Consider the following 14,690-nt stretch of genomic DNA (forward strand, 5'->3'; position numbering starts at 1 on the left):
ACTTTGACACATTAAACGAATGAAAATAACAACTATTATCATTAATGTTACAATGGTACAATTTCGCCAAAATCACTTTCAAACAAAAAAACTAAAGGCAGTACCCATGAAACGCTTCACTTTATCTAAGCTTGCACTAGCAACCTTAGTAGCAACAACCAGTCAAATAAGTTTTGCTGCAACAAACAATACTCCTGATGAAAACGATATTGAAACGATTATCGTTACAGGTCAGAAAATTGTACGCTCATTACAAGAAACTAAAGAAAGTGTTTCTGTTATTACTAGCGATGCAATTGCACATATGCCGGTAGTGCAGTTTAGTGATTTACTCGATATTACCCCGAATGCTTTTACACTGGGCGGCGGTGAATCTTTTGGTCTACGTGGTATTTCTCAAAATTCAGCCTCAACTGGTGGTGGCGATGGTGCCTTAGGTACACTTTATATTGATAATGTTGCCTACACAGGTTATTCAACCCGTTTTAATCCAAAAGATTTATGGGATGTTGAACAAGTTGAAATTTTACGAGGTCCGCAATCAACCAACGTTGGTCGTAACGCTTTAGTTGGTGCTATGGTAGTAAAAACCAAAAGCCCAGAGCTTGACCTTAATTATGCAAGCGTCAAACTAGAATTAGGAACTTTTGGTTCACAAACGGGCTCAGGCATGGCCAATATTGCCATTACTGATAATTCTGCTTTACGTATTTCGGCGCAAATGTATAAAACTGATGGTTACATCAATAACGTCACCTTAGATGATGATGAGTTTGATGCCCGTGAAAATACCAATATTCGTGCTCAGTATTATGTTGAGTTTAATGAAGATTTTAATGCCAACTTAACTTTAGGTCATGCAAGCACTAAGCGTGGGCAAGACATTTATCGTGCCGACTTACAGCCAGAAGATAGCTTTACCAGCAGCGCTAATATTGCTGCAAAAGAAGATTATGATGCAACAACTGGCTCGCTTGCGCTTGATTACCAAATTAGCCAACACTTTAACTTAACTGCTATTACTTCATTTCTTGATGGTGATTATTCACGTATAGACGATGATGATGAAGGCCCTGAAGGTGGTAATGCTTATCGAGGCCGTGAGGCTCAAGATAAAAACTGGGCACAAGAGCTACGTTTAACTTTCAATTCAGACAAGTTACAAGGTGTAGTTGGCTTGTATTATACCGAAGTGGAGTTAATTAACGATACCCGAGGTTTAATTAATATTTTACCTGCAGAGGTTGGTGTACCAGCGACTTTATTACCTTTTTATCCAAGCGTATTAGAAATTAATCGTCAAAATCCATTTGAACAACAAACGACTAACTATGCCTTTTTTACCGAGTGGGATTATAAATTATTTGATAATTTAACCTTATCTGCCGGTTTCCGTTATGACAACGAATCACAAGACTCGCTCTCTAACTCGACGAATACTCTCGCTGTGGGTAGCGAGCTGCCAGATCCAGTAGAAGCTGGCCAGATGGCTGATTTTTTATTTCCGGGAGCTGATTTAGGTCCTGTTGTACAAGGTGGTGTTACTCAAGTAAATGCACTGTTAAGCTCGCAACTTAGCGCAACAAATTTTCCTGAACGTAATGCAGAATATGATGCCTTTTTACCGCAAATAGGTGTTACTTATGACATAAACGAAGATATGTCGCTTAGTGCTTTTTATAAAAAAGGTTACCGTGCCGGGGGCGCTGAATTAACACTAGTAGGCGATCAAAATGAATATGCACCTGAGTATTTAGATAATTTTGAAATTGCCTACCGCTCAATGTGGTTACAGGGTGATCTTACTTTTAATGCCAATGCTTATTATGGCGATTGGACCGACCAACAAGTTACGCAATGTGATCCAAATAATGTTTTTGACTGTGTAACGGTTAATGCTGGTGAATCTGAAATATACGGTCTTGAAGCCGAGCTGCATTATAGTGTTTCTGATGATTTTAGTGTATTTGCAAGCACCGGTTATGCCCACAATGAATTCACTAAATTTTTTAGCCCAAGCGAAGGTGACCTTAGTGGCAAAGACTTTGTCTATTCACCTGACTTAACCGCTGCTATCGGTACTCGTGTTTACTTAACTGAGGCATTTTACCTAAGTGGTAATATAAATTATCAAGACAGTATGTGGGCTGATTTTAGCAATACCACTAAATTAAATGCTCGTACTCTGGTTAACTTAAAAGCCGGTTATGAAGGAGAGAGTTTTTCTATTGACGCCTATGTAACTAACCTCACAGACAAGTTTTACTTACAAATGAACTCTGCTGGTAATGGTGATAGCCGTTTTGTACGTGGTGGAGCACCTCGTCAAGTGGGCGTGTCTGTTACCTATCATTTTGAATAATAGCTAAGTTCGATAGCCCAAGCTATTAAGTTTAAGCTAGCGAGTGAATAAGACCCTATTAATTAGGGTCTTATTATTTAGCCTAATTAACCTTTCGCAATGAATGATACCAAGTTGATTAAGTTCTTTCCCACCCAGTGAGAATTAAAAGGCTTAGAGGCAAGGCATTGACTGAAGGTAATGGTTCCTCCCTTGTGCAAAATCAATAACGCCGCATGTAAGCCTTTTAAACTCACCCTTTGGGAGCTTGCTCGATACCCATTAACGTCGTTAAGTTTATTTGATTTATAATGACTAAACCGAAAAAAACTTGCCTTGTTATTGAACATCGAGCATAGCTCTGAGTTGGGAAGAAATTTAATTAAATTGGTATAAACAAAGCAAAAAGTAAATAACGCCATGAATAGAATACGTGAATAGAGCAAAATGGTTCAAAGTACACATTTGGGTGAGGTTTAAGTTCTCTATATTTATTTTTTTTGTTTTAATTACCGGCATCTTAGCAGTGTTGTCTCATTAAATTAACTGGCTAGAAAATCCAGAAATCCGATTAGATACTTCAACCGTAGAGGGTTCAATTGTAAATGGTTCAGCAGTAGAAAGAGCCAATTGCTCAGCCATTTACCAACAAATAAAAACGCAACATCCCGATAAAAAACCCGTATATTCAAGCTCCTTTAGACCCATGGTTTAGCGCAGAAATAGTTTACTACAAAACTAAAAATAGCTTTCATCGTCATTTAATGCCACCAACAGAAATTGGCGTAGCTATTGTTAGTACTGTCGCAATACTGATGATAATTTTCTTGTTCACACGTTTGATTGTGTATCGACGATGGTGGTAGGTTTTTTCAGAAAGCTAGCCGCAGCCACCGTAAATTTTTCTGGGCTGATATCCACCGTTTATTTGGCCTGTGGAGTTTATGGTTGGTATTGGTTATATCAATTACCGGTATCTGGTATTTAGTCGAATCCTTAGAGCTAAAAGCAAACTACCCTGAGCGCGGAAAAGTACTGTCTCAGCATATCCAACAAGACCAGCGAAACCACGATGAAGTAACAATGCCGAGTTTGGCTGTAATTTAATACAATGCTCGCTACCACGAGACTACAATTTCCTAATCTTGAAATCACAAAAGTTTTCTTAGCCCTGATCAATGGCACCGGCGTAATATTTCAAGGGAGAGCGAGCACAAATTAGTACGCCCCCGCGCTAACAGGATCAGTTTTGATCTTATTTCTGGTGAGCAATTAGTACTTAATCGTGGTGAAAGTTTATCAATTCATACAAGAATTTCATAAGCAACAGAATCGCTTAATTCCGGTACTTTGGTACGTTTTCCGGTATTCCCTCAAAAATTATATATTTTATTTTTGGTCTTATTTTAAGCAACTTAGCTGTAACTGGTACTTACCTATACGGTATGAGAATAGCGAAAGTGAATAGAGAAGAAGCTAAACCACAAGCGAAATATTGGCGAGCTGCAAGTAAAAATATGCGCAGGGGAAAGTGGCTGTCGATGTTTTTTATTATGGTGTGTTTAGTGTTAACTATTGTTGTATTTAATGAAATACTTACACAATAATATTGTTATTGATTCGCCGATGCTAAAAACTATGACCTGTGTATTACAGAGTTAACATATAAAATATGTACTAAGATTTGAAACGAAAGCAATAATACCAAGCAACAAGCCAGCGTTATTACTCGGTATTAATTTATGACATTTGAATTAGTCTTCTACTCTTACGCCCCAAACATCATGTTCATCAGCATGAATAATTTGTACCCAAATTTGATCGTCAGGCTTGGCTTAGAAATAAAAGGACTCGATTAAAAACTTGAGCCATTTTATTAGGAAAATAAGTACTAAAAATATAAACGTAAGACGGTTTCAGCCACACAAGCTAAGCGTTTACTGTTTTCAACTTCAATACTTACTTCATTAACAACTTCGATACTACGCTTCATAGGCACTAAGTTAACAAGTTTAATACTGGCCCTAACACGTGTACCCGCTTTAACCGGATATGGAAAGCGTACTTGATTCAAGCCAAAATTAATAACCATCTTGGCTTCAGGATAAGGGTTATTATCTAAATCAACTGAATTAGTTAATTTAGGGATTAATGATAAGGTTAAAAATCCGTGTGCTATGGTCGCTTTAAAGGGCGACTCTTTCGCTGCACGTATAGGGTCTGTATGAATCCATTGTTTGTCACCTGTGACCTCTGCAAATTGATCAATACACTCTTGCTCTACCGCGTGCCATTCGCCGACAAAGGTTACTGTATCCATTTTTTCAAGCAGGCTTTTGTAGGTTTTTTCTGCCTCAGGTACTTGTATCAATACCTTTTCGGTTTTACTTTCTTCAGCATCAACAGGGCTAAATTGAGAGAACCAGGGGTTATTTAGCGTATTTCGAAACGGCATGGTGATTTTGTTATTGAATAAATTTGATAAATTCTTAAATTTAGGCTCTAACTTGGCGATAAACTGATCGTTTTGGTGTTGTAAATTTCTTCTTTTTTCTCTAATAAACTCTATAACGTTCATATAGCAGCCTTATCTAAATCCATTTCGTGAGCATTTTAAGTACAATTGAAACTATTAAATTTATAGCTTTAATAAATTTAATAGTTAGGCTTAAGCTGAGTAGCTAAGCCTTTCTAAATGACTAAAGCTAAACCTCTTCATCTTCGACGCGAACGCCCCAAATATCATGTTCATCTGCATGAATAATTTGTACCCAAATTAGATCGCCCGGCTTAGCATCAAAATCATCCGACAAATACACTTTGCCATCAACTTCTGGTGCATCCATATAAGAGCGTCCTACAATACCAAGATCATTAACTTCATCAACAAGAATGAGATATTCTTGACCAATGCGTGCTTGTAATTTATCCGCGCTGATTTTCGCTTGTACTGTCATAAAGCGCTGTAATCTATCTTCCATTACCTCAGGAGAAACATGGTCAGGTAGAGCATTAGCAGTAGCACCTTCAACAGGTGAGTATTTAAAACAGCCAACACGGTCTAATTGTGCTTCTTCTAAAAAATCTAATAACTCTTCAAATTCTTCTTCTGTTTCACCCGGAAAACCGACGATAAACGTTGAACGTATCACTAATTCAGGACAAATTTCACGCCATTTAGCAATGCGCTCTAATACTCGGTCTGAGCTACCAGGACGTTTCATTAATTTTAAGATGCGTTTATTAGCATGCTGAAATGGGATATCTAAATAAGGCAGTATTTTACCATCACGCATTAATGGAATAATTTTATCAACATGTGGATAAGGGTAAACATAATGTAAACGTATCCAAACGCCCTGCTTCGCTAATTCTTCACATAACTGCTGCATGTGAGTTTTAACAGGCATACCGTCCCAAAAATCTGTTTTATGTTTAACATCAACGCCATAAGCAGAAGTATCTTGAGAAATAACTAACAATTCTTTAACACCAGAATCAACTAAGCGTTTCGCTTCCCCTAATACATCGCCAACAGGACGAGAATCTAAATCGCCACGCATTGACGGAATAATACAGAACGTACAACGATGATTACAGCCTTCCGATATTTTTAAGTAAGCATAATGCTTAGGAGTAAGCTTCACCCCTTGTGGAGGCACTAAATCTATAAATGGGTTATGTACTGGTTTAGCTACATGTTTATGCACTTGTGTTAATACTTCATCATAAGCGTGTGGGCCAGTAACACCTAATACATTGGGGTGAAGTTCGATAATCTCATCTTTTTTAACACCTAAACAACCGGTTACCAACACTTTGCCATTTGCGGCTAATGCTTCACCGATAGTATCTAAAGATTCTTGTACTGCCGAATCAATAAAACCACAGGTATTTACAATCACTAACTCAGCATCATCGTAGCTATTAGTAACATCGTAACCTTCAGTACGTAACTGAGTTAGGATGCGCTCACTATCAACCAAATTTTTGGGGCAGCCTAGTGAAACAAAACCGATTTTCGCACCTTTGCCTTCACTGTTAGTGTTTATTTCTTGCTCTGCTATCACTTTGACAGGTGTTTCAAGGGTTGTGGTTACTTTAGCAATGTTATTGCTTGCCTTAGAAGTTTCTTTAGTAACTGTTTTTTCTGGGCTTTGTGGATCAAATTGTTCTACGGACATATTCTGCTCTACTACTTTAACATCTCTAAAAAGAGCAATTAAAGCTAAATAAGTGATGGTTTAGTTATCGTTATTACAAACTGAGGACGTTTAATAAGATAGCGTTTAATGCGCGAGATTATACAGCAATGCTGAATTGTGTGGTAGTTATTGCACAGGTAAAATAATTACTGCAAATATAATGACTTACGATTGTGTGAGTGTCCGATTACTTTACAGTCATTAGTTAAATAACTTTAAAAAAAATTCATACCCTTGATATTATTATGTATTTATTTTTTGGCGCAATAAATGCTTATGGAGGGTAACAATAATTACAATGCAGCTCTTTTTTGAGAATGTATTAATAAGGAAGTAAATATGAACTCGAAAATGTTAAAAGGCGCTTTTGCTGGTTTAGTTTTATCTATTAGTGGTTTTGCCAATGCGGGATTGATTGAAATAGATTTTGATAATTTATCGTCAGGTACAATTGTTGGGGCTAATTACATTAGTCAGGGTGTGGAATTTGTTGATGCAACTATTGTTTCAATAGGCCTTCCGGGAATGTCAGCTCCGAATGGCATTAATAGATTAGGTGATTATCAATTTTTCCAAGATAACCCAATTGTAGCCATATTTAGCGATTTAATTTCTTCAGTTAGCCTTACAGGTTATGACGTTGGTGCTAATGGATTTATTATGAAAGCATTTGATGCACAAGTTGGTGGCAACCTTTTGCAAAGTATATCTTTTGTAGGTCCAGGAGTAGGGGTTGGAACTAATCATTTATTAACATTGGACGTTGGCGGAATAAGACGAGTTGAGTTTTCTCAAATATCATCAGTGTCGGGAGATGGGGTTGTTTTCGATAACTTTAGCTTCACTACTAAAGCAATTCCAGAACCAACAACTATTGCCATCTTCGCGCTAGGGATTATGGGTTTAGCTGCACGACGATTCAATGCTAGTAAATAAAAAGCAGTAAGCTAACCTGTTTACTGAATTATTTATTAAAAATAAACAGATCATAAAGCACCTCTCGCAAGTTTGGTGCTTTTTTATTGTTTTAATTTACCACTTAAAATCTAACGATTACTCAAACCAGTGACTAAAAAATTGAGCTTGAATCAACGAGCTTCAGTAAATATTACCCTTTTGTCGGTATTTATAACGCAGCAATGATGGTAACTTCCACTAACACTATATCTCGCGCCATAGTTGATTGCACACATGAACGTGCTGGGGCACAACCTTCCGGTAACCAGGCATTCCATAGCTCATTGAATAAAGGTACATCTTTGTTATCTTTAACATGAATAAGCGCTGATAATATTTTTGAGTTATCACTGCCCGCTTCTGCTAAGTACTCATCTATACGTGAAAAACTGACTTGGTTTACTCTGCCATATTTTGTGTCACATCAGGGCTACTTGCCCACATAAATACACAGTATCGTTATGAATGACAATACTGCTAACTTTTTCGATATTACGTTTACGAATGATGGTGATGAATTGACTACTATAAAATTTAAATTAATGATGACAATTAAAGGTTATAGGCATTGTATTGATAGGAGAAATAAAAATCGAGTAAGTGAAGTTTAATTCCATTTTGGATGACAAAATGAAAAGTATTTTAGTAGTGAAATTTATTAGGCTTTAGCTATAAATAGCCAAGCGGTTTGTTGAACTATTGGAAGTAAGCCTATTTATCATCATACTTATGTCTAATTACTTTACACTTTTGAATTAAATAAAAAACCAAAGTCACTATCTATTTGGAACAAAAGGATATTTATTCTTTGGCATAATTGATGCGTAACAAACCAAGTACCGAAAGATTAAAGACCACAATGTTTATTAGAAAATAATACTGAGGAATTTAATATGAATATAAAAATGTTAAAAGCGGCTGCTACTGGGTTAGTTTTATCTGTTAGTAGTTTGGCCAATGCAGGGCTGATTATTATGGATGAAGATACTGAGTATATTGGTTTATTAACTGACTGGGGCAGCGGCTTAAATTTTGTTAATGATCAATGGCAATGGAATGTATCAACAGATTCTGTTTTGTCTTTGGTCTCTATTCAAGATAACTATACCCCAGGTGATGAATTCGCCTTATATGTGGACAACTCTTTGTATGCCTGGGATTCAATCACTTCTGTAGGTAGTTACTTTAAAGGGAGTTCAACTGACATATTTTTAAGTCAAGGAGTGCATACTTTAACGTTTAAACTTACCGCTTCCTGTTGTGAATCTGGTGGAACAAATTATATTAATTTTTCAAGCTTAGTTGCTGTTGAAAAAGTACCAGAGCCAACTACCCTTGCCATCTTCGCCTTAGGACTTATGGGTTTAGTCTCTCGACGATTCAATGCTAGTAAGTAAAAAGTAGTAAGCTGAACTAATTAATTAACTATTTACTGATCTATTTTTTTAAAATAAACAGATCAGTAAATAGATCAGAAAGCACCTCTCGCAAGTTTGGTGCTTTTTTATTGTCTTAATTTACCACTTAAAATCTAACTATTGCTCAAACCAGTGACTAAAAAATTGAGCTTGAATCAACGAGCTTCAGTAAATATTACCCTTTTATCGGTATTTATAACGCAGCAATGATGGTAACTTCCACTAACACTACATCTCGCGCCATAGTTGATTGCACACATGAACGTGCTGGGGCACAACCTTCCGGTAACCAGGCATTCCATAGCTCATTGAATAAAGGTACATCTTTGTTATCTTTAACATGAATAAGCGCTGATAATATTTTTGAGTTATCACTGCCCGCTTCTGCTAAGTACTCATCTATACGTGAAAAACTGACTTGGTTTACTCTGCCATATTTTGTGTCACATCAGGGCTACTTGCCCACATAAATACACAGTATCGTTATGAATGACAATACTGCTAACTTTTTCGCTATTACGTTTACGAATGATGGTGATGAATTGACTACTATAAAATTTGAATTAATGATGACAATTAAAGGTTATTGGCAGTGTATTGATAGGATAAATAAAAATCGAGTAAGTGAAGTTTAATTCCATTTTGGATGACAAAATGAAAATCTATTTAGTAAAAGAGTTAGATGAAAAAAAGTAAAAAAAAGCCAATACCTGTTAGCAAGTATTGGCTTTATCTATTCCTGCCCTAATAACTAGGGAGTTCGACTATTTTTCTGCAGCAAGTTTACGTGCTTGATGCAGTTTCTTGTAGCTCTCAATCAAACGTTGATGTTTATCTAAACCTTCTAGTTTCATGCTCGTTGGTGTTAGCCCAAAAAATCTAACGTCGCCAAATACTGAGCCAACAACATTAGCCATATTCTCTTCACCGAACATTCTATTGAAGTTACCGATAAAGTCTTCAAGTTCCATTTCTTCATCGATAGTAACTTCAAGCACAGCATGAACCGCTTGATAGAATAAACCGCGCGCTACGGTATTGTCGTTGTACTGTAAAAATTCACCTACTAACTCAATGGCATCTTCAAGCGCGCCTAGGGCTAAGCAGATAAGAATTTTCAATTCAAGAATAGTTAGCTGGCCCCAAACAGTATTTTCATCAAATTCAATACCAATTAAAGTTTTGATGTCGATATAGTTATCTTGCTGGCTTTCTTCTAAACGGTCAAACAAACTGGTTAATTGCGCTTCATCTAAGCGATGCAGATTTAAGATGTCTTCGCGGTAAGCAAGCGACTTATTGGTATTGTCCCAAATAAGGTCTTCTACCGGGTAAACTTCTGAATAATCAGGTACTAGAATGCGACAGGCAGTAGCACCAAGTTGATTAAATTCAGCAATATACACTTCTTTACCAAGGTCTTTTAAAATGGCCATTAAACCGGAATTTTCTTCTTCATTGGTGCCGGAGAAATCCCATTCAACAAAATCATAATCGTGCTTAGCACTAAAGAAACGCCATGAGATAACACCGGTTGAATCAATGAAGTGATCAACAAAGTTTTCCGGCTCAGTCACCGCCATGCTGTTAAACGTTGGCTTAGGCACATCATTTAGCCCTTCAAAGCTTCTACCTTGTAATAATTCAGTTAAGCTACGCTCTAACGCGACTTCAAAACTTGGGTGGGCACCAAACGAGGCAAATACACCACCATTTTTTGGGTTCATCAAAGTGACGCACATCACCGGGAATTTACCGCCTAATGAGGCATCTTTAACGACTACAGGGAAACCCTGCGCTTCTAGCCCTTCAATGCCAGCTAAAATAGCTGGGTACTTAGCGATAACCTCTTTTGGTACATCTGGTAAAACAATTTCTTCGGCGATAATTTGTTTTTTGACCGCGCGTTCAAATATTTCTGACAAACATTGAACTTGCGCTTCCGGTAAGTTATTACCTGCGCTCATGCCATTACTTAAAAACAAGTTTTCAATTAAATTTGAAGGGAAATATACCGTTTCACCATCAGACTGGCGTACATAAGGGATTGAGCAAATACCGCGCTCTGTCATGCCTGAGTTGGTATCAATTAAATTTGAACCACGTAGTTCGTCTTCTGGATTGTAAATAGCTAAACAATAATCATCTAAAATATCACTTGGCAGTGCATCATCTACCCCCGGTTTAAACCACTTTTCATTCGGGTAATGAACAAAATCACTGTTAGCAATATCAGTACCGAAGAATTGATCGTTATAAAAGAAGTTACAATTAAGGCGTTCAATAAACTCGCCTAAAGCAGAAGCCAATGCACTTTCTTTCGTTGCACCTTTACCGTTAGTGAAACACATAGGAGATGCGGCATCACGAATATGCAGAGACCAAACATTAGGTACTATATTGCGCCACGAAGAGATTTCGATTTTCATGCCAAGGTCGGCTAACAGGCCGGACATATTGGCAATGGTTTCTTCCAGTGGTAAATCTTTACCTAAAATAAAAGTGCTAGCGCCATCTTCCGGTTGTTGCATCAGCATAGCTTGAGCATCTTCTTCAAGGCTAGTAACGGCCTCAACTTTAAACTCTGGTCCCTTCTGCACGACTTTTTTCACGGTACAGCGGTCAATTGACCTTAAAATACCTTTTTTATCTTTTTCAGAAATACTGTCAGGCAACTCGACCTGAATTTGAAATATTTGGTTATATCTATCTTCTGGGTCAACAATATTATTTTGTGATAAACGAATATTATCGGTTGGGATATCACGAGAATTACAATATACCTTAACAAAGTACGCTGCACACATAGCCGATGACGCAAGGAAGTAATCAAAAGGACCTGGTGCTGAGCCGTCACCTTTATAACGAATAGGTTGATCAGCGATGACACTAAAATCGTCAAACTTGGCTTCAAGTCTAAGATTGTCGAGAAAGTTAACTTTGATTTCCATTGATATATTTCCGAAGTTGTATGCAGCCAATCGATAGACTGGTTCTAATGGCGCTAATTATCGGATTTTTTGCGCCATTAGTCTTGGATTAATTAAGCAATAATGAAATAAATTGCCTAAAGCGCGATTTCTCGATGAAATAGCGCTTACTTCCTCAGGCTTATTTGGCTAAGTTTTTAAAGAGACCTTTACTAAAGAGAAGAGACTTCAATAGTACTATCTGAAAACTGTAACTTTTCGATATCTGCTAAGGTATTCATGCCATCGCGATCATCTTGTAAGTCTTCTACCTTAACTACACCATTTTTATTGGTAATTTGATATTGCGCTGCTTGGCCAGCAAAAACCACGGTATTTACGCCAGCATTGCCGGTAATATTGTTATCAAATTGGTTCACCACCACATTGCTATCTTTGCTGCCGGTCAAAGTGACATCTTTAAGATATTGTGCGTGATGGGTATAAGACAAGCTGCTGTTAAATTTCAAGCTAAAATCACCAACAAAGCTTGCATCTATTCTGGCGTTATAAGTAAGGTAAGGATGGAAAAACTGATTAGCCATTATTGCAGATCCTTGTGGGTCTTTTTCAGCCATATCACTGCGGGTTTTAGCAATGTACATTCCCCACATGCCATATTTACCAGTAAATGCGCCCCATAGGCCATAATAACTATCAACTACTGATGCTAAATATTCTTGTGACAAACTATTTTCAGCGGTTAACTCAGCTATCCAACTTGCTTCACCTGCTGACCAAGCCCAAAGCTTTCCGGATAGTGCTGTTACTTGCGCGGCGCGAATGTCAGCTTGATATTTAGGTAACGCGCCATCAAATTCAGCACCTTGGTCAACACCTATGCCGTAATCATGTACTAGGTGTAAAATCTCCTCAAACGAAGCATCACGATATTCATAGTTTTGCGTGATATACCAGCTGTGACCTTCTACTTGCATTTCACCATAATATAATGGCTGGCCATCAAGTTCAGCGCCGGCATTAGACCCATCGTCAACACCGTTTAGCAGTAATAATATCGCACCATTCTCGGCCATTTTATTGGCAACGGCACTTTTGTCTGCACCATAAGTAGATCCTGGAAAATCGGTTAAATAGTGCTGCAAAATGCCACGGGCACGAACAATTTGATTTTCCATAATTTCATTTTGAGCAATGATATGAATTACGCCGCCATTTGGGGTATTAACCTTGGTATAGCGATCAAACTTTAATGCCGCGCTATAAGTATTCTTTAATTCATCTGGCACTACAGAAATGCCCAAATCATTACTGGCTGGTGTAGTTGTTGGCGTAATAGTGGCCGGAGGCGTTACTGTTTCCTCAGCGGTTGTTTTTTTATCACTACTTGAACCACCACATGCAACTAACGTTGTGCTGATTACAATGGCAAGAGCAACTTTTGTAAAAGATGTTGTAAAACCTTTAGCCAAAGGGCCTTTATTCATTAGGGTCATTATTTTCTCCAAAACTATTCAAACGTAATCAAAAGTAAGTACTCGGTGTTAACCGATAAATCATTGTCTACTATTTGAACAATCTTTAGGGTAAGCGCAAGTAAGCGTTTGTAAGCGATGCCGCGAAAGGTAATCTAACGCAGCCTTATCTCTACGTCACACCATGAGTAAATACCTATCTTGGCGCCAGAGGCAACCAGACCTCACTTGGAATATATCTATTAAAACAAACGCTTGCAACTGAGAAATAAATTGACAGTATTTATCATTTTGAATGGGGCAGAAAATCAGCCAAAAGGGTTAGTAGCGAGATAAAGATCGGCTTGATCGAATTGATATAAAATTTATGTTGAGTGCTCTAGTTAATTACTGCTAATTAGCGACTTTCGGGCTGTGGTCATAAAAAAGCCCTTTACTTGGCTGATTAGTTAACCAGAGTAAAGGGCTTGAGAATTTTAAATTTGGTGTTTTCTTAGCGCTTAGTTAAAAATTATTAAGCTTGCTTCTTGAAACGACGTGATGCTAAACCAATCATGCCTAATGCAAAAATAGCAAGGCTTGATGGTTCTGGCACAGCAACTGAATTGTTATATTCAACTACCGAAGCTACGGATTGATGACTAGCTGGAGTTCCCCAATCGTTCCACCTACCATTAGACTTCCAATTAATTGCAGCGTAATCTTCTCCTTTTGACCAATTATTTGGCTCACCTGCTGCCCAAAAAGTATAACTTAATGCCAGTCCTCTTTCAGGGCCATCCATCCAAATCCAATTTCCTTCACTAGCAGCGTCACTAGCTCCTATCCATGCTCGAGTATTACCAATTAATGCTTTAATGAAATCTTGCTCTTCTTGAGACGTAATTGTTGCTAGATAACCAAATTCACCATTATGGCGACTAGTTAGCGCAATAATCCTAGCATCAAATTCATTTGTTGTTTCAGTCGTTAATTCATACCAATGGTCATTACCACCATCAGCAGATTCCCATTGGATAAGTGTAGCATTGGCCACACCACTAACAAACAAGGTGAAGCTTGCAAAAGCAAGGGTTAAAAATGTATTTTTCATTTAAGTTTCCATGTAAAAGCTATCGATAAAGTTGATAGGCAATAATTTAATTAGCACCCCAAAGGTGCGTTTCAACATACAAAGAACACAGTGAGCCTTATATATTAAGAACACCTAGGCATTAGCACAGTTCGTGCCAGTTATTTTTTTGCTTTACTTACAACGACCTATGATAATCATGGAATCAATTGCGCCATCAACCAAAATAAACTGTAAAATAACCTGACACCGAAGTCAATAAATAGCGATTTAATTATATAATAAACACAAA

General features: G+C 37.5%; 12 protein-coding genes. 5 read left to right on the forward strand and 7 right to left on the reverse strand.

What is annotated here, in order from left to right; translation table 11 throughout:
* Positions 1–106: 106 nt before the first annotated feature.
* From HRT55_RS12260 to HRT55_RS12270, 3 genes are all read left to right on the forward strand, one after another.
* Positions 107–2,362: a TonB-dependent receptor gene (locus tag HRT55_RS12260; RefSeq protein WP_291621629.1), complete on the forward strand. Its 2,256-nt coding sequence runs from the start codon at positions 107–109 to the stop codon at positions 2,360–2,362.
* Positions 2,363–3,184: 822 nt separating this feature from the next.
* Positions 3,185–3,448, forward strand: coding sequence for a PepSY domain-containing protein (locus tag HRT55_RS12265; RefSeq protein WP_291621631.1), 264 nt, complete (start codon positions 3,185–3,187; stop codon positions 3,446–3,448).
* Between the two features lie 353 nt (positions 3,449–3,801).
* Complete coding sequence (locus HRT55_RS12270; protein WP_291621633.1) at positions 3,802–3,948, forward strand: hypothetical protein; 147 nt, start codon at positions 3,802–3,804, stop codon at positions 3,946–3,948.
* A 284-nt stretch (positions 3,949–4,232) separates the two neighbouring features.
* Here HRT55_RS12270 and HRT55_RS12275 read toward each other — a convergent pair whose 3' ends face one another.
* Both HRT55_RS12275 and rimO read right to left on the reverse strand, forming a co-directional pair.
* Positions 4,233–4,919 (reverse strand): MaoC family dehydratase, encoded by a 687-nt coding sequence (locus HRT55_RS12275; protein WP_291617178.1) that lies wholly within the window; start codon positions 4,917–4,919, stop codon positions 4,233–4,235.
* A gap of 127 nt (positions 4,920–5,046) precedes the next feature.
* Positions 5,047–6,411 carry a 30S ribosomal protein S12 methylthiotransferase RimO gene (gene rimO, locus HRT55_RS12280; protein ID WP_291621851.1) on the reverse strand — a complete coding sequence of 455 codons (1,365 nt, stop codon included), beginning with the start codon at positions 6,409–6,411 and terminating at the stop codon, positions 5,047–5,049.
* Positions 6,412–6,885: 474 nt separating this feature from the next.
* Here rimO and HRT55_RS12285 point away from each other — a divergent pair, with 474 nt between their 5' ends.
* Entirely contained in the window at positions 6,886–7,482 is a 597-nt protein-coding gene (locus HRT55_RS12285; protein ID WP_291621635.1) for a PEP-CTERM sorting domain-containing protein, read from the forward strand.
* Positions 7,483–7,672: 190 nt separating this feature from the next.
* Here HRT55_RS12285 and HRT55_RS12290 read toward each other — a convergent pair whose 3' ends face one another.
* Positions 7,673–7,882 carry a Rid family hydrolase gene (locus HRT55_RS12290; RefSeq protein ID WP_367241217.1) on the reverse strand — a complete coding sequence of 70 codons (210 nt, stop codon included), beginning with the start codon at positions 7,880–7,882 and terminating at the stop codon, positions 7,673–7,675.
* A gap of 514 nt (positions 7,883–8,396) precedes the next feature.
* On the opposite strand from HRT55_RS12290, the gene HRT55_RS12295 reads away from it, so the two are divergent.
* Positions 8,397–8,900: a PEP-CTERM sorting domain-containing protein gene (locus HRT55_RS12295; protein WP_291621637.1), complete on the forward strand. Its 504-nt coding sequence runs from the start codon at positions 8,397–8,399 to the stop codon at positions 8,898–8,900.
* Between the two features lie 214 nt (positions 8,901–9,114).
* On the opposite strand, the gene HRT55_RS12300 is transcribed toward HRT55_RS12295, so the two are convergent.
* The 4 genes from HRT55_RS12300 to HRT55_RS12315 form a co-directional block, all read right to left on the reverse strand.
* Entirely contained in the window at positions 9,115–9,324 is a 210-nt protein-coding gene (locus HRT55_RS12300) for a Rid family hydrolase (RefSeq protein WP_367241218.1), read from the reverse strand.
* Positions 9,325–9,685: 361 nt separating this feature from the next.
* A complete protein-coding gene (locus tag HRT55_RS12305) occupies positions 9,686–11,872 on the reverse strand; it encodes an OsmC domain/YcaO domain-containing protein (protein WP_287206615.1) in 2,187 nt (728 codons plus the stop codon).
* Between the two features lie 191 nt (positions 11,873–12,063).
* Complete coding sequence (locus HRT55_RS12310) at positions 12,064–13,347, reverse strand: hypothetical protein (RefSeq protein ID WP_291621640.1); 1,284 nt, start codon at positions 13,345–13,347, stop codon at positions 12,064–12,066.
* Between the two features lie 493 nt (positions 13,348–13,840).
* Positions 13,841–14,419, reverse strand: a complete 579-nt coding sequence (locus tag HRT55_RS12315; RefSeq protein WP_291621642.1) for a lectin-like protein — start codon at positions 14,417–14,419, stop codon at positions 13,841–13,843.
* Between the last annotated feature and the right edge of the window lie 271 nt (positions 14,420–14,690).

The sequence above is a fragment of the Colwellia sp. genome (genome assembly GCF_013214175.1).
Taxonomy (GTDB): domain Bacteria; phylum Pseudomonadota; class Gammaproteobacteria; order Enterobacterales; family Alteromonadaceae; genus Colwellia.